Annotated in this window: 16 protein-coding genes; 3 read left to right on the top strand and 13 right to left on the bottom strand. The window is 57.6% G+C overall.

Annotated features, from left to right (window positions below):
* Positions 1–114: 114 nt before the first annotated feature.
* The 8 genes from ACOYXH_RS09515 to gspG all read right to left on the bottom strand — a co-directional run bounded on the left by ACOYXH_RS09515 (position 115) and on the right by gspG (position 10,117).
* Positions 115–1,224, bottom strand: coding sequence for a substrate-binding domain-containing protein (locus tag ACOYXH_RS09515; RefSeq protein WP_095049840.1), 1,110 nt, complete (start codon positions 1,222–1,224; stop codon positions 115–117).
* Between the two features lie 612 nt (positions 1,225–1,836).
* A complete protein-coding gene (gspF, locus tag ACOYXH_RS09510) occupies positions 1,837–3,048 on the bottom strand; it encodes a type II secretion system inner membrane protein GspF (protein WP_258709725.1) in 1,212 nt (403 codons plus the stop codon).
* Positions 3,048–4,454 (bottom strand): type II secretion system ATPase GspE, encoded by a 1,407-nt coding sequence (gspE, locus tag ACOYXH_RS09505; RefSeq protein WP_095125637.1) that lies wholly within the window; start codon positions 4,452–4,454, stop codon positions 3,048–3,050. Before gspE ends, gspF begins: the two co-directional genes overlap by 1 nt.
* Positions 4,455–4,605: 151 nt before the next feature.
* Complete coding sequence (gene gspD / locus ACOYXH_RS09500; protein WP_095125638.1) at positions 4,606–6,978, bottom strand: type II secretion system secretin GspD; 2,373 nt, start codon at positions 6,976–6,978, stop codon at positions 4,606–4,608.
* Positions 6,975–7,523: a type II secretion system protein GspM gene (gspM, locus tag ACOYXH_RS09495; RefSeq protein WP_320414335.1), complete on the bottom strand. Its 549-nt coding sequence runs from the start codon at positions 7,521–7,523 to the stop codon at positions 6,975–6,977. The genes gspD and gspM overlap by 4 nt, the downstream gene beginning before the upstream one ends.
* Positions 7,516–8,694: a type II secretion system protein GspL gene (gene gspL, locus ACOYXH_RS09490; RefSeq protein ID WP_460410585.1), complete on the bottom strand. Its 1,179-nt coding sequence runs from the start codon at positions 8,692–8,694 to the stop codon at positions 7,516–7,518. The genes gspM and gspL overlap by 8 nt, the downstream gene beginning before the upstream one ends.
* The gene (gene gspK / locus ACOYXH_RS09485) at positions 8,691–9,650 is read right to left on the bottom strand and encodes a type II secretion system minor pseudopilin GspK (protein WP_460410583.1); all 960 of its coding nucleotides are present in this window, start codon (positions 9,648–9,650) and stop codon (positions 8,691–8,693) included. Before gspK ends, gspL begins: the two co-directional genes overlap by 4 nt.
* Positions 9,651–9,658: 8 nt before the next feature.
* On the bottom strand, positions 9,659–10,117 hold the full coding sequence (gene gspG / locus ACOYXH_RS09480; RefSeq protein ID WP_095049834.1) for a type II secretion system major pseudopilin GspG: 459 nt from the start codon (positions 10,115–10,117) through the stop codon (positions 9,659–9,661).
* Between the two features lie 147 nt (positions 10,118–10,264).
* Here gspG and gspI point away from each other — a divergent pair, with 147 nt between their 5' ends.
* The gene (gspI, locus tag ACOYXH_RS09475; protein ID WP_460410580.1) at positions 10,265–10,651 is read left to right on the top strand and encodes a type II secretion system minor pseudopilin GspI; all 387 of its coding nucleotides are present in this window, start codon (positions 10,265–10,267) and stop codon (positions 10,649–10,651) included.
* Positions 10,652–10,961: 310 nt separating this feature from the next.
* Here the strand turns inward: gspI and ACOYXH_RS09470 are convergent, their stop codons facing one another.
* Positions 10,962–11,420 (bottom strand): winged helix-turn-helix transcriptional regulator, encoded by a 459-nt coding sequence (locus ACOYXH_RS09470; protein ID WP_460410578.1) that lies wholly within the window; start codon positions 11,418–11,420, stop codon positions 10,962–10,964.
* 96 nt (positions 11,421–11,516) lie between these two features.
* Between ACOYXH_RS09470 and ACOYXH_RS09465 the strand changes: the two genes are divergently transcribed.
* Positions 11,517–12,458, top strand: coding sequence for an aromatic alcohol reductase (locus tag ACOYXH_RS09465; protein ID WP_460410576.1), 942 nt, complete (start codon positions 11,517–11,519; stop codon positions 12,456–12,458).
* 176 nt (positions 12,459–12,634) lie between these two features.
* Here the strand turns inward: ACOYXH_RS09465 and ACOYXH_RS09460 are convergent, their stop codons facing one another.
* The 3 genes from ACOYXH_RS09460 to ACOYXH_RS09450 form a co-directional block, all read right to left on the bottom strand.
* Positions 12,635–12,994 (bottom strand): DUF6124 family protein, encoded by a 360-nt coding sequence (locus ACOYXH_RS09460; protein ID WP_460410574.1) that lies wholly within the window; start codon positions 12,992–12,994, stop codon positions 12,635–12,637.
* Between the two features lie 463 nt (positions 12,995–13,457).
* Positions 13,458–14,789 (bottom strand): hypothetical protein, encoded by a 1,332-nt coding sequence (locus tag ACOYXH_RS09455; RefSeq protein ID WP_460410572.1) that lies wholly within the window; start codon positions 14,787–14,789, stop codon positions 13,458–13,460.
* Between the two features lie 594 nt (positions 14,790–15,383).
* A complete protein-coding gene (locus ACOYXH_RS09450; protein ID WP_460410571.1) occupies positions 15,384–15,743 on the bottom strand; it encodes a DUF6124 family protein in 360 nt (119 codons plus the stop codon).
* Positions 15,744–16,379: 636 nt separating this feature from the next.
* Between ACOYXH_RS09450 and ACOYXH_RS09445 the strand changes: the two genes are divergently transcribed.
* A complete protein-coding gene (locus tag ACOYXH_RS09445) occupies positions 16,380–17,327 on the top strand; it encodes a DUF2971 domain-containing protein (protein WP_460410570.1) in 948 nt (315 codons plus the stop codon).
* Between the two features lie 68 nt (positions 17,328–17,395).
* On the opposite strand, the gene ACOYXH_RS09440 is transcribed toward ACOYXH_RS09445, so the two are convergent.
* Positions 17,396–18,589 carry an IS4 family transposase gene (locus tag ACOYXH_RS09440; protein ID WP_460410867.1) on the bottom strand — a complete coding sequence of 398 codons (1,194 nt, stop codon included), beginning with the start codon at positions 18,587–18,589 and terminating at the stop codon, positions 17,396–17,398.
* Positions 18,590–18,689 lie beyond the last annotated feature (100 nt).

Raw genomic sequence — 18,689 nt, 5'->3', positions numbered from 1 at the left:
GAGGGCCACGACCGAACGGATGTCACACAAACTTCATGATTGAGGTGTAAATCGGCCAAAAAAAATGGCAGCAGCCCTAAGGCTGCTGCCATTTCATTGTGCGTGTAGCAGGACTTACAAAGGACGACCCACGCCGTTGCAGACGCTGGCGTTGTTGATGTCCAGGTTGTTGCCGGAGGAGTTGGTGATGAAGTTGGCGGTCACAGCGTTTTTCCAGTTGGTTGGAACCGGAATGAAGCCGTGGGCAGCGGTAGCAACAGCGTTGCCTGGAGTGCTGTAGTGCTGGGTCAGGAAGGCCTTCACGTCAGCGGCAACAGCGGCGTCCTTGTAGCACTGGCCGAAGATGAAGTTGGTGTAGGCCGCCATGGCATAGCCGGTCCCTGGGTTGGCTACGACCGGTACCCACTGCGCCGGGTTGGATGGAGTGGCTGGCAGAGCAGCCGATGACAGGGCAGCATTGACGTTGGCGCTGGTAGGCTGAACACCGTTGATGCGCGCCACTACGGCGTTGCTCGACGCGTTCACACCGTCCGGACCGACATAACCGATCGAACCGTTTACAGCGTTCACGGCGGTAGCGACGTCAGCCGTGTTGACCACACCTACCCAGTTGCCCGGCAGCGGAGAGCCACCCAGACGAGCGCTGGTAAAGGTAGTGTTGACGGCGAACTGGCCAGGGCACACCGAGTTCAGGTGACGAGTGAGAATTTCAGTGGTGCCGCTGGAAGCCGTGCGATAGACCACGCGGATCAGGGTCGGGTCGGTTTTGGCGTCGTTGTTGAGCAGTTCACCCCAAGTGGTCTTGGCACCGGACAAGGCGTCGCACAGTTGCGCGCTGGTCAGGTTGAGGGTGGTGTTGCCAGTCTTTTTGTAAGGGATCGCTACCGAGGTGGCAACCGATGGCAACTGAATCAGCGGGCCGTAGGAAGTACCGAAGTTGGCGGTGTAGTTGCTGAGTTCCGTAGCGTTGAGAATCGAATCGCTGGCAGCGAAGTGCACAGTGCCGGTGGTGCCGAATTGCGAAGCGGTGTTGGAGAGGAAAGCACTTTTGCCGATGCCGCTACCGGTTACGGCGTAGCTGAAGTTGGCAGGCAGGATGCTGTTGGCAGAACCTTTGTACAGAGCGGCAGGCAGTGAAGCGCCACCACCGGTTACGGCCATGGCCTGGGCGGATGCCAGAGCGGCGACGGTCAATGAGGCTGCGATCAGAGTGCGCTTGAACATGAAGAATCTCCTTTTCAACTAGGTTTGGGAACACAGGTTTTCGGGTGACTTGCATGACACTGGGAGGACTCACCGGGGCCCTCGCTAGCGTTGGCCTTGGTTAAGTCGCACTGAGAAATTCGCAGCTTCCGGTGACAGATAAAGGAAAAAACCTCGGGAGCTGAGAGCTGTTCCCGAAGGGATTTTCTCGGGTGTTTGTCGGATGCTGCGCAGCGTCTGGATCGCGGGTTTGACTGAATCGGGCTGGAGGCGTTGGCGGGTGGTTGCAGATGACAGAAAGGAGAACCCGAGGATGGTTCTTTTGAGGGTCGGGTGATGCTGAAGTGCTGGAAAAAAATATGGATTATTTGTTGCCCTGACTGGCCCCATCGCTGGCAAGCCAGCTCCCACAAGGAGCCAAGTTGTCAATGCGATCTGCGACACAACACAAGAACCTGTGGGAGCTGGCTTGCCAGCGATGAGGCCAGGTCAGACACCCTAAAAACATCTGACACACCACTACTGGATCAACTCAGTGCTCTCAATGATCGAATGCAATTGACTTCACAACACAGAACACTGTGGGAGCGAGCCTGCTCGCGAAGGGGCCCGATCAGACACCATCAAAACCGGCTACTGCACCAGTTGATTGATCTCAATGATCGGCAACAACACCGCCATCACAATCACCAGCACCACCCCGCCCATCACCACGATCATCAGCGGCTCCAGCAGCGCGGTCATGCCCATCGCCCGCCGCTCGATATCACGCGACAGGGTTTGCGCTGCGCGCTCGAGCATCGGTGGCAGTGAACCGGTTTTTTCACCGCTGGCGATGAGGTGAATCAGCACCGGCGGGAAGACATTTTCCACCCGCAACGCTGCTGCCAGGTTGACGCCCTCGCGCACCTTGGCCGTGGCCTCAGTGACACTCAGGCTCAGGCGATCATTGGACAATGTCTGCCGCGCCGCTTCCAGTGCACGCAAGAGCGGCACCCCGGCACCGCCAAGAATCGCCAGCGTCGAGGCGAAACGCGCGGTGTTCAGACCCAGAATGAAACGCCCGAATAACGGCAATTTCAGCACCCGATGATGCCAACTCAAACGCGCCGCCGGATTGCGCAGGTACAGACGCCAGCTCCAGAACGCCCCGGCGATCAGCGCCGCACACAACCAGCCCCACGCACGAATGAAATCGCTGGCATTGAGCATCGCCAGGGTCAGCCCCGGCAAATCCTGCCGCGCTTGGGAAAACGCGCTGACCACCTGCGGCACCACGTAACTGAGCAGAAAAATCACAATGCCGATCGACACCAGCCCAACCACGCCCGGATAAATAAACGCGGTGAGAATCTTGCCGCGCAGGTTGTTGCGTTCTTCGATGTAGTCGGCCAGCCGCTCCATGACCTGCGCCAGATCGCCAGACTCTTCACCCGCCGCAATCAGCGCGCGATAGATCTCCGGAAAATCCCGTGGCCGCGCCGCCAGTGATTCCGCCAGTCGCATACCGCTGCGCACATCCGCGCGCACGGCACTTAGGGTGTGGGCAATGTGCTTTTTCTCGGCCTGCTCGACCGTGGCACTCAGCGCCGCTTCCAACGGCAGGCTGGCCCCGAGCAGACTCGCCAATTGCCGCGTGGCCCAGGCCAAATCGTTGTCCGAGAGTTTGGCGCTGAACAGTCCGCCACCGCCGTGCTGAGCGACGTTGCTTTCCTTGTGCACCGACAGTGCGGTCAAACCGCGCCCGCGTAATGTTGTGAACGCAGCAGCCTGGCTGTCCGCCTCAAGGTGCCCGGATTCGATCTTGCCGGTGGCATCGGCGGCTTCAAAACGATAGCGATTCATCAGGCGTCCCGTGTCACACGGAGGATTTCTTCAGGGGCGGTGGCGCCGCTGCGAATCCAGCGCTCACCGTCCTCACGCAGGCTGAACATCCCGGCCTTGGCCGCCGAGGCGCGCAAGGCCTGCTCCCCCGCCCCTTGGTGGATCAGGGTGCGGATGTCGTCGTCGATGCAAAACAATTCGTGGATGCCGGTGCGGCCGCTGTAGCCGGTTTGATTGCACTCCGGGCAGCCGACCGGGCGCCAGGTGCCGGGCGCGGTGGGGTCTTCTTCCTTGCATTGATTGCACAACCGCCTCACCAGTCGCTGCGCCAAAACCCCGAGCATTGACGACGCCAGCAGAAACGGCTCGACGCCCATGTCGATCAAGCGGTTGACCGCCGACACTGCGTCATTGGTGTGCAAGGTCGCCAGCACCAAATGTCCGGTCAGCGAGGCCTGCACGGCGATTTGCGCGGTTTCGAGATCGCGGATTTCGCCGATCATGATGATGTCCGGGTCTTGCCGCAGGATTGCTCGCAGCGCCAACGCAAAAGTCATGTCGATCTTGGCGTTGACCTGAATCTGGCTGATCCCCGGCAAGTCGTATTCCACCGGGTCTTCCACGGTGAGGATGTTGCTGGTACTCGCATCGAGCCGTGCCAGTGCCGCGTAGAGGCTGGTGGTTTTGCCGCTGCCGGTTGGCCCGGTGACCAAAACGATGCCGTGGGGCTGACGGATCAGGTGATCGAGTTTGGCCAATACCTGCGCGTCCATGCCCAAGGTTTCCAGATGCAGACGCCCGGCCTGTTTGTCGAGCAGACGCATCACCACCCTTTCGCCATGCCCGGTCGGCACCGTTGAAACACGAATATCGATCGGTCGACCGGCCACGCGTAGGGCAATGCGACCGTCCTGCGGCAGGCGTTTTTCGGCGATATCAAGCTGGGCCATGATCTTGATCCGCGACACCAGCGCACCGTGCAACGCTTTGCGTGGTGAGACCACGTCACGCAACGTGCCGTCGACGCGATAGCGCACCACCGAATGGGTTTCGAACGGTTCGATGTGGATGTCGCTGGCCTCGTCGCGCGCCGCTTGCGTGAGTAAGGCATTGATCATGCGAATCACCGGCGCGCCGTCCTGAGTGTCGAGCAGGTCGGTGATTTCCGGCATGTCTTGCATCAGGCGGTCGAGGTCGACTTCGTTTTCCGCCGCACCGACCACTGCCGCCGCGCTGCCCGTGTCGGCATAAGCGCTGGCAAGCAAGCCATCCAGCTCATCATCGCGCACCCGCTGAATCGTGGTCGCGCCAAACTGACGCCGCGCCTCGCTGATCGACCAGCCCGGCGTCGACGGGCAAACGGTCAGCACGCCATCGCACAACAAAATCCGCTGCGCCTTTGCCCAAGCGTAAGGCAACACACTCATCTCATGCCCTCCCCAATCCCTGTAGGAGCTGCCGAAGGCTGCGATCTTTTGATCTTTGGTCGTTTGGATCCGTCGAAGAGCAAGATCAAAAGATCGCAGCCTTCGGCAGCTCCTACAGGTCCGTTTTCCAGATCAAGGGGCGATGGCGGAGTCATTGGATGGGCACCGCTTTGATAGTGGCGCGCGGACCCGCCCCAGGTAACACCGCCGGCACACCCTGCGCCGCCGTCGGCAACTGCGGCGCTTGCATGTCTGGCATCGCCCAGCTGCGCTCCGGCTGCAAACCACCTTGTGCGCGGCGCATGAAGTCATAGCGATTGAGGGTGATGCTGCGCCCCGCTTCGCTGTCGCGGATGATGTACGGGCGCAGAAACACCATCAGGTTGGTCTTGGTGATCGCTCGGCGTTCGTTGCGAAACAGGGCGCCGATCCCCGGAATGTCGCCCAGCCACGGCACCGAGTCATTGCTCTGGCTGTAGCCGTCCTGCAGCAAACCGCCGAGCACCATGATCTGCCCGTCATCAAGCAGAATGCTGGTGTCGATCGCGCGTTTGTTGGTGACAATCCCCGCCGAATTGGCACTGGCCGAAGCCCGCTCATCAATGCTGCTGACTTCCTGATAGATATCAAGCTTGACCGTGCCGCCCTCGGAAATCTGCGGGCGCACATTGAGCTTCAAACCCACTTCTTCACGGGTCACGGTCTGGAACGGGTTATTGCTGGTGCCGCCACCGCCAGTGACGTAACTGCCGCTGACAAACGGGATGGTCTGCCCCACAAAAATGCTTGCCGCTTCGTTGTCGAGGGTCAGCAGGTTCGGCGTCGACAGCACGTTGGTGCCACCCTTACTTTTCAAGGCCCGGGCCAGCACCTTCAGGTCGAGAATCTTGCCGATGCCGGGGATGTCGACAGTGCCGTTGACGTAACCCAGGTTCAAACCCTGCGGCAGTACGTCGATGCTGGTTTTGCCGCTGACGTTGATCCCCGAGCCACCCAGATTCGCGCCACCGATCACGCCATTGCCACCGAGGTTGCCGGTCTGCCACTGCACGCCGAACTCACTGGCATCGTCCTCGCCGACTTCGACGATCAGGCTTTCGATCACCACTTGCGCGCGGCGCTGGTCGAGCAGATCAATCACCTCGCGCAGGTTGCGATACAACGGCTCCGGCGCGGAAATCAGCAAAGTGTTGGTGGTGGCGTCAGCCTGAATGGTCACGCCGCCGGCACTGAAGGCGACGTTCTGTTCGCTGTTCTGCGTACCGCCGCTGCCGGTTGCGCTGCCACTGCTGCCCTGCGCGTAACTGCCACCCGTGCTGCCGCTGCTGTTGGTGGTCGAGGTGCTGCCGCTGGTTTGCGTGCCGCTCTGGCCATTCTGCCCAGCGCTGCCGCCGGTACTTGCGCCCATGGCACTGAGCACCGAACGCGCACTGTCGCTGGTGCCGCTATCGCTCTCTCCGGTCAGCAACCCGCGCAAGGCCTGCGCCAGTTTCGCCGCCTGCGCATTACGCAAATAAACCACATGCAGATTGCTCGGATTGCTCTGCGCGTTATCGAGTTTGTAGATCAGATTACGCGCCAGCTCCGTACGCTCCGGGCTGCCAGCGCGAATGATGATGGTGTTGGAACGCGGATCACCAATCACCGCGATTTTCTGCGTCGGATCATTGCCCGGCGCATCGAGCAGATCCGCCACCATCGGCGCAATGTCGGCAGCGATGCCGTTCTGGATCTGCACCACATCGGTGTCGATCGCGCTCGGTGAATCAATGCTCGCAATCAACTGCGCAACGCGGGTCAGGTTCTCAGCGTAATCGGTGATGACGATGGTGTTATTGCCCGGATAGGCATTGATCGGATTGTTCGGCGAAACGATCGGCCGCAGCACCGGAATAAGGTTGACTGCGTTCTCGTATTGCAGACGAAACGTGCGCGTGAGCATGCCGTTACCGGCCGGTTTGTCGGCACTGTAAATCGGCCCGCCGAGCAACTTCGCATCCGCCTCCGGCACCACCTGCGCCACACCGCCAACATCGACCACGCTAAAACCCTGCATGCGCAACGCCGCCAACAACATGTCGTACGCCTGCCGCGCCGGCACCTGACCTTCCGAGACCAGCGTCAACGTGCCCTTGACCCGAGGATCGACGAGAAACTGCTGCCCGGTGGAACGCGACAACGCGCGCACCACCGCTTGAATATCCGCGTCGACAAAATTCAGCGTTACCGGTTGATCACCCAGAGGATTACTCGGCAAGGCAATGCCCGACGGTGCCGCGCCGCTGCGCGCACGCTGGGTGATGTTGTGCAATTGCTTCGGCACAGGTCGCGCCTGAGCCTGCGCACGTTCGCGGTCGAGCACCGCGTCGCCGCTGCGCTGAGTGTTGGCCAACGGCCGGCCGAGTTCACTGTCGACCAGCAGCGGCGGCTGATTCTGCGGTGTGGTGGTGTTGCTGCACGCGCTCAACGCCATCAGCAGCATCGGCAACGCCAGACGTGCCGGTTTGGATCCTGACCCCTTCATGAAGCTTCCTTAGCGCCCAGCGCCTGATCCATGCGAACGGTGCCTGACAAAGTGCCGGCAGTGACTTCGGTCGAGGGGTTGTCTGCGCGTTGCAAACGGGCCTCGACCACTTGCAGAGAATGTTGTGCCGGGTTGCTCAACAGCCAGTCGAGCACGGCGTCGGCCGGTGCCGCGTCGAAGGTCAACTGCCAAGCGCCCGCCTCCCCGGCTTGCAACTGATAGTGCCCGGCGAGGCCGCTGGCCTGCAGAGTCTGCTCCAGCGACTGCGCCACGCTTTGCCCGGCGGGACGCACGCTGACTTCACGCAGCAATACTTCCAGCGCTTCAGTCTGAGCGCGCAGCTTTGGCGTCTCGGCTTCCCAATAAGCGATTTTCTTCAGCGGTGGCTGGATCAGCGCAACCCACAGCAGCAGGCCCACCAGCGCTACAGCCATACCGCCAACCATGCGTTTTTCGCGCAGCGCCAACGGCTGCCAACGGGCCTGCACCTGAGCGTTAAAGCGTTGCCACTTGGCGCGATAGAGCGCGAGCGAGGCCTTATTCATCTTCTTCTGCTCCGCCGTTGTCATCGCTGTCGCTTGGGCTGGCTTCAGTGGCCGGACGCAAGGTCCAGCCCTCGTCATCCGCCGTAACGCTGATACCGGCCTGGGCCAAGGTACTTTGCCACTCCTGATCATTGCCGCCGCGACGGGCTTCACTCAGCAGACTCAGTTGCAAGACGCCGTCGACAAACGTCAGCCGCTCGACACTGCCGGCCATCGACGGCATGCCACTGCCGGCCTGCAACACCAAACGATTGAAGGTCTGCGCCGGATCATCCGCCGCGCCCTTCTGCCGCGCCGCCAATTGCTGGCGAGCCTGTTGCAACGGGTTGAGAATCACCGGCAACTCGGGAAACGCCTGCTTTACCCGCAGGTTCATCTGGGTTTTCAACTGCTGGCCCTGCCCGGCCTCGCGAGCGGCGTAAAGGTTCAAACCGATCACCCAAATGGCCACGGCCAACGCTGACAGGGCGATCGCCCTGCCCCAGCCGCGATGCTCGGTTTGTTGTTGCTGGACCGCGCCATGCAGCCCCCAACCCGGAAGCGGCCCGGTCCAGCGCTGCACACCCGCCATCGGCAGTTCAGCACCCGGCGGCGGTTGCTCACCGATCCAATGCAAAGTGACGCCCGGTTCCCACACGACACCGTCGAAACCGTCATCGAACAACGGCTGCACCCGCGCCGCTTGCACGCTATCGCGCAGCAACAAATGCCCGTCCTGCACGCAAGCGACGGTGCCGGGCAGCGCCGGCAAACTGTAGGGTGCCGGGTAGAGACCGCGCAGGTTCAGCCCAGCGCTTTTGAGCAACTGGCCAAAACCCAACAACTGTTGCCTAGGCGCCCAAGCAATCTGCACCTGCCCGGCCTCGTCCCGCGAGCTGTGCGCAATGTGCATCTCACTGCTGTCGCCGAGCATCAAGGCCTGCGCCGCACACTGCACCGCCGCGACAATCTTGCTGGCCGGCAACGGCGGTAAATCGAGACTCGCCAACAGGCTGTCAGCCGGGTGCAGAAAACACACCAGCGGCGGCAGTTTCGCCTGCTTGCTCAACTGGCTCAGACTGTGGCGTTCTTCCCGCGTGACCTGACCCTGCCGATCCAGCCAGGCGCAGTGCAATTGACTGTGTAGATCCAGTTCCGCCAAAGGCGGCAACGCCACTTTCAACTGGCTCATACGCCCACCCGCGACCAGATCACCTGCGGTAAGCGGTCCTGACTGCGATGCAACAACGCCTCAAGACTGACCCGCCGCTGATCGCGCCGCGCCTCACCGCGCAGGCGAAACCAGTCACTGGTAATGCCGACCTTGACGCTGGTCAGTTCCAATTGCGGCATGCGCAAGCGGTTAACAAAATCACCACGGTTGATAAACCAGCGCCCGGCATCGCGCTCGGCGATCAGCGCATTGGCACGCTCCAGCGACAGCCCCGGCACATAAGCAGCTAAAACCGGCGCGGTGGCAGTGTTGCCATTGAGCCAGGTCGTCGCCGGGATCACCGTCAGGTACGGCGCCAGTTTGCCCATCACCGCCTCATTCACGCCGTCGACACTGCGCAAATCATCGATGCTGCGCAGCATCGGCAACGTCGGTTTTTGCGGTTTGTGTGAAGCGTTGGGCGAGGTCGCGCGGCCACTGTCGAAACCGCTTTTCGGCGCCTCGGCTATCTGCGGATTCAGCAGTCGCGGATAAGAGGCAATCACCCGCTGACTGATGCGCTGACTCAAACCGGCGCTGACCCCGATCAACTCGCACAAGCGCTGAAACGCCGCCACCTGCGCCTCATCAACCCGCTCGTTGGCCACCAGATTGCGCAAGTTGAACTTGCCCTGCTCATCCTCCAGCCGCCCTTCAAAACCTTGCGCGGAGAGCCGCTGCGCCCACGGCTGATCGAGCCGCGTCAACGGATCGCGCTGACGTGCATCCCAGAGCAATTGACGGCTGATCTCCAACCCACCCAGCACCAGCCAACGCCCCTGCACACGCTGCTGATCCGCCTCCAGCGCCCGGGTCGACACGCTCTGGCGCGTCAACATGCCCGCCGCAATCACCGCCACCACGGCCGCAATCAACAACGCGCTGATAATCGCCATGCCCTGTTGCTTCGCCCCCTCAGGCGAGCGGCTGTTCATGGCCGGCCTTACAACTGCCAGGAACCGATATCGGCATTCACGCCGTCGCCGTCAGGCTGACCGTCGGCACCGAGGGAAAAGATATCGATCTCGCCATTGGCGCCAGGGTTGAGGTACTGATAAGGACGCCCCCACGGATCGTTCGGCAAGCGCTCCAGGTACGAGCGCCAATTGCTGTTCTTCGCATCCGCCGGCCGCTCCACCAACACCTTCAGCCCCTGGTTCATGCTCGGGTAAGTACCGTGATCAAGGCGATACAACTTCAACGCCTGCATCAACCCACCAATATCCTGCTTCGCCGCCGTCGCCCGCGCCTGATCCGGCCGGTCGAGCACCTTGGGCACCACCATCGCCGCCAAAATCCCCAGAATCACCACGACCACCATGATCTCGATCAGGGTAAAACCATGCTGCCCACGCGGCGTGCGCATCGGTTGCTGACGCGATTTGAAAGGTGCGATATCCATCTCGACATTCCCTGGCTTGATTCGATTCGACGCGCAGTGTTGCAAGAAGATATGTCAGTGATGTTGAAAATCCTCGGGTGTTTTCGTCGTCAAGCCGTCAAGGACGCGGGTTAGCGTCGAGGGCTGGGTTTTGGCTTTGGGCGGTTTATGTGTGCGCGTTCGCGGGAAGAGGGTTTCACGTTGATTGAGGTGCTGGTGGCGCTGGCGATTATTGCCGTGGCGATGTCAGCGGCTGTGCGGGTGGCGGGGTTGATGACGCAGAGTAGCGGGGTTTTACGGGATCGGTCGGTGGCGATGATTGCGGCGCAGAGTCGGATGGCGGAGTTGCGGTTGGAAGGGAAGTTGCCGATGGGCATGAAAGCGCAGGAATGTGATCAGGGGCGGTTGTTGCTGCGGTGTGAGCAACTGATCAGCGCAGCCGAAAATGGCCGCTTACTCAAGATTGGTATTCAGGTATTTGACCGCAACCAGGATGCGCCGCCGTTGGCCAGGCTGGAGACGTTGTTGTCCCGAACGGAAAGCCCCTCACCCTAGCCCTCTCCCAGAGGTAGAGGGGACCGATTCGGGGAAATTCGAGAGCTACACCGACTTGAACGTCTTTCATTGAATCCAAAGCTCACAAAACGAAATCGAAGATCCTTCCCCGAAGGCATCACCGCTGGAGTCTTTCACCAAAACCATAATCACCAAAATCTTCCAGGTCGACGTACCCCACAAGACACCTCGGTCGGCCCCCTCTCCCTCCGGGAGAGGGCTGGGGTGAGGGCTGCTTCTAATCGCAAGCCCCCAAACCCGGCAACAGACTCGCCACGTTCTGCGCAATGGCCTGAACCAAAGCAACCATTCAATCAGCCCCATCCAAATCAACCAGCCCCACCACCGGAACCTGCCAAGCAGGCTTTTTCCCACTCTGACCATCAAACACCCGGCGCGCCTCGCGAAAATCATCCACGTGCTCCACAACCCAAGTCCAAATCGGCGACATGCGAACCAACAGCTCCATACCCAACGCCGTCAGCTCATACTCAACATGGGGCGGCACCTGATCCAACTCCCGCCGTATCAGCAAACCATCGCGTTCCAGCGCACGCAGCGTTTTGGTCAACATGCGCTGAGTCACGCCCGTCATTTGCCGTTTGATCTCGGCATGACGCATCGTGCCGTACACACCCAGGGTATGCAGGATACCCAGTGACCAGCGGCTACCGGCGTGCGCCAGGACTTCGCGTCGCACGCCATCTTCGTCTCGTCTTAGCGTCTGGCAGATCGCTTCTGCCTGGCTAATGATTTCCTCATCGGTCATGTGTCCCCCTGGTATCACGCGTGTGCCTTCTTCTGAGCGCTGCGCAATCGTGCCAGCATCGACAAATCATACAGACGACGGATCTCAGGAAACATCATGACCGCAACGACCCACCCTTCCCCACAATCCATTCTCGTACTCGGCGCCGGCGAACTCGGCCTGCCGGTGCTGCGCAATCTTGCGCGGGTAGCAAAACTCTCGCCCGGCAGCACCATCAGCGTCATGCTCAGGGACTCGACCATCAACACGCAAGCCCCCGAGAAAAAGCGGGAAATCGATGAACTGCGCAGTCTGGGCATCCAGCTAGTCGCTGCAGACCTGGTTAACGATTCCATCGATCAACTGGCCGAAGTGTTCGCAGCATTCGACACCGTCATAGGCTGCGCCGGCATGGTCGCGGGCCGCGAAACACCGATGAAACTGGCGACAGCAGCGCTCAGGTCCGGCGTGAAGCGCTACTTCCCCTGGCAGTTTGGCGTCGATTTCGAAGTGATTGGCCGGGGCAGCCCGCAGGACTTGTTCGATGCGCAACTCGACGTGCGCGAGTTGCTCCGCGCCCAGGACAAAACCGAATGGGTGATCATCTCGACCGGCATGTTCACAAGCTTTCTGTTCGAGCCGGTATTTGAAGTCGTCGATTTTGAGAACGACACCGTCAACGCCTTGGGCAGCCTCGAAACCAGCGTGACGCTCACGACACCGGAGGACATCGGCAAGCTGACAGCGGAAATCGTTTTCTTCGAACCGCGCTTTCGCAATGAGATCGTCTACCTGTCTGGCGACACGGTGACGTATGGGCAGGTGGCGAGCCTGCTTGAACGTGTGTTGGGGCGGCCGTTCAAGCGTAACGTCTGGACGGTTCCGTACCTGATGCAGGAACTGGAAAAAGACCCCACTCACCACATCAAAAAATACCGCGCCGTATTTGCCCAAGGCAGAGGCGTGTCGTGGCCGAAAGCGGGGACGTTCAACGAACAGCATTCGATTCAGGTAACTACGGCTGAACAGTGGGCTCGGGACAACCTGACTGTCGATTGACGCAAAGAAAGCCCCCCAATCGCAGGTACAGAAACTCGTAGGTCTCTCGACATTGATCGCGGCTGAAGAACCAGCACACTCCCACCTTGGAACACACTCAAAAGTGGGAGCGAGCCTGCTCGCGAAAGCGCCAGAATGGACACCCGATCAATCACCAGGTGATCCCGACACCCGTATCACTCCGGCAACTGCAAATTATCCAACGCCCGATTCACCGCCAACTCCCCGAGCATGATCAACTGCGCAATCCCCGCCAGCGCATGGCGCTGCGATGCCGGCAACAGGCAGGAGACGTTCTGGGCGATGGTTTTGGCCGAAGCGAGTGTTGCACTGGCATCGACCAGCAGTTCTTCGGTTTTGTTGTCCGCCCTCACGGCGTACATCCCACGTTTTTTACGTGGCGGCGGCGTGGAACCGGGCGGACAGAGGTAATGGTCGAGCGCGCGGTCGGCGGCTTCGTGGAGTTTTTTGGAATCGATGGATTCGTAGGGCGAAACCGAGGCGGTTTCGGGCGGGTTGGGTGTTGGTTTGATCATGGTGAAGCTCCTTGATGACTGGAGCCGCCACCGTTCGCGGTCAAACAAACAGGGTGGCAGCTGTACGCGGGTTGACCGACCGGACATCAAGGAATCCGGCACACCCGAAGGTGTCCCACGCACAGCCACCGCGACATGATTTCAGACAATGCCTGAACACGTGCAGAACGCTGGCGCGCCTTGATATTGGGCGGACGGTCAAATCCGATCGCTGATTCGTCAGCGACCGCACCACAATAGAACCCGCCCCCAAGGCGCACAAGCCGGCGGATTCTGGCGTAGCTGTAGGCAAAGGCGCAAGGATATGTAGCCTGAGAGAGTGTCTGGAGATGTCTTTTTAAACGTTGGTGTTTATCGAGACATCATTCCACCACTGGGCCCTAAATAGATCAGTCCCATTATCCTGCTAGTCAAAACCCGCTCGTTGGCAGCGAAATGCGGCACTGATGTACCGCACTGACAGTTACGCCGAATAGGCTTTTGTCAGTACCCCTCCTCCCGGGCCAAGAAGAACCAGACTCACGATATCTGCCGGATGAGGCGTTCCGACATACGGAACACCCGAATTCCGATAGCCAGAAATCCTGACCATGTTGCCGCCCTGACTGCCATTAAAGTCGATCGAGCCGTTCACACACCCACCGTCCGTGAGGTCGACCATATTGCCTACGCCCTGCAGCAGAATTCCCCGGTAATTGGGGTTCACCGCAGCCGCTGTCGCACCAAGTACACCGCTGATTTTGTTCGCCGCTCCATAGTTCTCAACGCAATAAACGCCACGGGTTGCGTAGTAGTCGCAATCGCTGAAGGAGTTTTGGTTGCTGAGAATCTTGAGCGGACAGTGGCCTCCCTCAAAGTGTGAGTTGACCGCCGTACAGCCGGGTGCACTTGCCTGGATATAGACAGACGCAGCGGGAACGTTACTAGTTGAAGAACGGTTCCAAGGGTGCAGGTTGTCCGCTCTGAAATTCCTGCTCGCAATCAATCCGAAATAGGTGTTGTCCTTCAATACGCCGCAGTCAAGCAACGTTACGTTGGTCATAGAGGAATCGGTCGGGCCGTTATACATCCAGCCATGGCCGCCCGTGGTGTCGATCAGAATGTCTTCATAGGTGCTTTCAAAACCAAGAGGACGTTCACCATCAATGATGTCGAAGTCAGTGATCAGACCATGGAGTGCAGATTGCGTGATGGTGACCTGCCGCAGAGTCTGCTTGGCCCCTTTGAGTGCGAAGGTCTGCCCGTTGATGTTATTGGCGCGGTTGCCATGGAACTGCATACCCACAACCGAAACGTTGTCCGTGTTGATGTTGAAATTCGAGGTTATGAAGTCCTGGTTCAGGCCGTCTCTGGCCTTGAGAACAGTAAAGAACTGCCCTTTTCCGACCCATGACATATTCGGAATGATTGCAATGTGCTCGCAGACATAAGTGCCATGTCCCCACATGATTCTCGCCCCTGCCTTCGTCACTGCTGCGATGGCCGAGTTCAAAACGTTCTGGGTATTTACCGTGCCATCGCGCTTGAATCCACACTGTTCAGCGGTGACGTTACCGTCGTGCATCAACTTCCATCGACCGCCATCGTACGCAACGATGACCATGGGACTCGACTCGGGAGTCGTCGTATCTGCCGCGTCTAAAACGTAATCTGCGTGACCGCCATCTCCGCGAGCAGCAAAGCCTAGTGTGGAAACCTTCCTGGTCGTAGCCGAGCTCACAGCGCGCAAATCGGTGAGGGTATCGACACCGATGCAATCAACCTGGGCAGCGCTATTGGTCGTGTTATCTGTCATTAGGCATGACTCCTTTATGTGAAAAATCCTTCGCGTCTGACGGGGCCGAGAGATTTTTCAATGATTAAATTGCTACCACCGAATCGTTGAGACCGGGGCAGCTGAAACGTTGGGTTTCGAACCGGGTTGTTGAACCGGTCGGAAGCAACGATATGCGTTAATGCATATTTAATCAATGCATAAATGCATTTCATAATGCAGAAAAATGCTTATACGCATTTATCACTCTGATCGCGCAACAAACTGAATGACCGATTTACGGCTCAAACGCCGTCTGGGCGATGGGGAAGAAAACGATGAGACACGGTAAGAGGTGATCGTTGTTGCCCTGTAAGCAGACGATCCGTTTGGCGGAGAATAGGTGACTGGCCAAGGCTGACTGCAGGTCTTTGATCGCAGCCGGCACGGTTTGAGACTTTAGTGGCCCCGTGAATCCAAATGAACACGCCGCAGCAGAGTAACCGACCCGCTCCCATAGATTTCAGCGCCAGACACAACATCTGCAATCAGCATAAAACCCTGTGGGAGCGAGCCTGCTCGCGAAAGCACCAGAATGAACACCCGATCAATCACCAGGTGATCCCGGCACCCGCATCACTCCGGCAATTGCAAATCATCCAACGCCCGATTCACCGCCAACTCCCCGAGCATGATCAACTGCGCAATCCCCGCCAGCGCATGGCGCTGCGATGCCGGCAACAGGCTGGAGACGTTCTGGGCGATGGTTTTGGCCGAAGCGAGTGTTGCACTGGCATCGACCAGCAGTTCTTCGGTTTTGTTGTCTGCCGTCACGGCGTACATCCCACGGTTTTTACGTGGGGGCGGCGTGGAACCGGGTGGACAGAGGTAATGGTCGAGCGCGCGGTCGGCGGCTTCGTGGAGTTTTTTGGAGTCGATGGATTCGTAGGGGGAAACCGAGGCGGTTTCGGGCGGGTTGGGTGTTGGTTTGATCATGATGAAGCTCCAAATTTATACCTGGTGGAACCACCAACACCTGTCGCTAAACAAGTAAGGGTGGCAGCTGTACGCGGGTTAGCGAACCGAGAGGTATAAGACCCGGCAGACCCGAAGGTCTCCCACGCACAGCCACCATATCGTCGTCGCAAACGTCTGCGACAAACTGGAGCGTCGTTGTACTTATACCTGGTCAGGTCGCTAAACCCGGTCGCTGGGTTGCCAGCGACCCATAGACGATATAGACCAGGTATAAAGCCCACAAGCCGGCGGATTCTGGCGTAGCTGTAGGCAAAGGCGCAAGGATATGTAGCCAGAAAGGCGTGTCTGGAAGTGTTTTTTAAACGCAACAGTTTAAAAGCAAAAAATCGCTGTCTTCGACACCTCTGCGAAAACAAATACAACCTTCCGTGTTCGATGCCGTTGTCTGCGATTTTTTTAATAGATCCGTTCCCTTCTCCAGTCCCAAAGCAACCGCTCGTGACTAACCTGTTTAGGCCGAAGGCAGGCATTCGGGGGTAATCACAAAGCTGGAGATCCGTTGAGTGGATTTTCTCTTCCCTTCAAACGTGAAGAGATGGCATTCTGATACAGCAAAAAAACTCATAAGGCGGATAAACTGAGGTCAAATCAATCATGGAAGACAACCTGAATTTATATAAATACATGGGACCTGAAATAGCTGACAAGCTTCTACTACCAGATGGTAACTGCAGTCTAAAATTCTCTTACTTAAAAGACTACAATGACCCGTTCGAATTTTTCTTAACCATTGACTACAATCAAGGCCCTGAAATCCTAGCATATTATAACGAAATGATTTCCATGGTGATCCAGGAGCCAGTTACCTGCTTTTCCAAGTCTCCATTGATAACTCCGATGTGGGCGCACTACGCTTCAAATTCCCAAGGCTTTCTTGCCGAAATAAATGAAGCAGCACTTGATGAGTGGCTAAAGTCGGAAGGCTCAGACCCAAGTTTTGGCGACATTGACTACCGAGAAACGCCTCGAGAAGGCATGCAGAGTATGCTAGATCGTGCATATGTTCTATCTAAACCTAGGCACATAGGATGGTTACAACAAGCAATAGGCAGTACAGCTTATTACACCAAGCAAACATGTTGGAGTTACGAGCAGGAAAGACGATTAATCATCGAAGAGGGAGGTATAAACAAAATAAATGAAAACCTTATGCTGCTATATTTTCCGTCAAACCTCATAACATCGCTTGTGGTTGGAGCAAAAGCGTCTCAAGAGTTAAAAAACAAAATAAAAAATATCGCACTATCCATAGATAGTAATTATTATGAAAAACACATTGGAAGAAGTTCAACAACCCCATTCTTCACAGATGAAAAATTTCAAACTTACATTTTTGATGGAAAGAAAATAGTTCCGCACAATGAACGCTGCAATTCATGTATGGAGCCGAAAACCAATATTGATTCAAAACTCTGCTCATGGTGCAGCATCGATGATAGCCATGAGAAAAACGCAGCTTATAGAAATTCATTTCGAATGTTGGCGCACGCGGGCATACTCGAGCAGTATATTGCCAACTTCCGAGATATCGGTAAAAAATAAATAAAGGCACTCTCCCTATCATGACCAAAAAGGGACCATAGGAACAGAGTCTGAGGGATCGCCACAAACTACTCCAACACCTGCGCCTGTTGATGTACCTCGGCTCGCAAGGCGCGCTCAAGTCTCACCAAGGTTTTTCGAGAGTTTGAGCCGCGTCCACTGCGCCAGTATTCCAAGCCCAGTCGCCACAGCGACAAAACCCGCCGGCGTTTGAGACTATTGCTTTGAAAACGATGTTCATGACCCGCTTCGCGGGCCTGCAACCCCGTTAAACAAATGATGTAATTGGCCAAAGCCGAGATCAGTAAAAGCACTTCGATTCGGCGTGTACAGTGGCTCCGATGGCGAGTTACGCTAACGCCAAAGTGCTCGCTTTTTACATCCCTGAAGCCTTCCTCTATCTGCATACGCTGCTTGTAAATGGCCACGATTCTCGATGGATTCCATTGATCCTCCGGTAAGTTGCTGGCCAATAACCAAGGCTCTCGCTCACGATTGGCCGATTGCCTGCTGAGTTTGTTTTTGGCGATTGAACCGGTGACACGCTGATGCTTGCGACCCTTTGCAGAATACCTGATGCAGTACAAATGGATGAAGTGCGGAGCGCTTTGGGTCATCTCGATCCGACCCAGTGATTTTGGTGAGGACGACGCCAAGGCGTAGAGGTTTTTAACCGGCAGCCAAATTTGTGCGTCGTTGCGGTAGAGGTCCCGGTTACGCACTCGACCCACGTAATACCAGCCTTGCGCCTCGACGGCTTTGATCCATGGCCGACGAAAACCTGCATCAGCTACAAGGATCGGAACGCAGTCTTTGGGGAGCATTTCGGCCAACGTTTGCAGCAGCCGCTTTTGATATTTCGGACGACCTTCGCGCTCATGAACGCTCTCGTAAATCGGGAACGAACCTCCTGCCAGAGGAATGGCTGCACGCAACAAAAAGAACTCTCCAGCCGCATCGATCGGTGACCAATCGACCAGGATCAACGGATGTTTGAGCGACCCCAGCAAGGCTCGCAACATCACCCAGTAAAACAGCGAACGCTCGTTTTGCAGATGCCGATTACCCAGTAACCGATCGACTCGTTTGATGGCGTGTTTGGGGTAGGCCTTGCCTGACATGAATCGACCAAGCCCCGTCAGAGTGAGCCGACGTCCTTGGAGTAATGCGCTGACACAACACATCAATGTTTTCAGACAACGAGAATGGACAGTGGGAAGTGCTTGGGCGAGCGCGCTATGCAAGAATCGGATGGCCTGCATGGGATCGGGATCTTGTTTTTGTGTGGTGCAATACAAGCTGCCGACCCATGCAGGTCTCTTCAATTACTAACTTCTTGATTTATTGTAAGAACAATCGGTT

The sequence above is a fragment of the Pseudomonas sp. Mb7 genome (assembly GCF_054790525.1).
The sequence above is the reverse complement of the archived record's forward strand: the minus strand, read 5'-3'. Positions and strand labels throughout refer to the sequence as shown.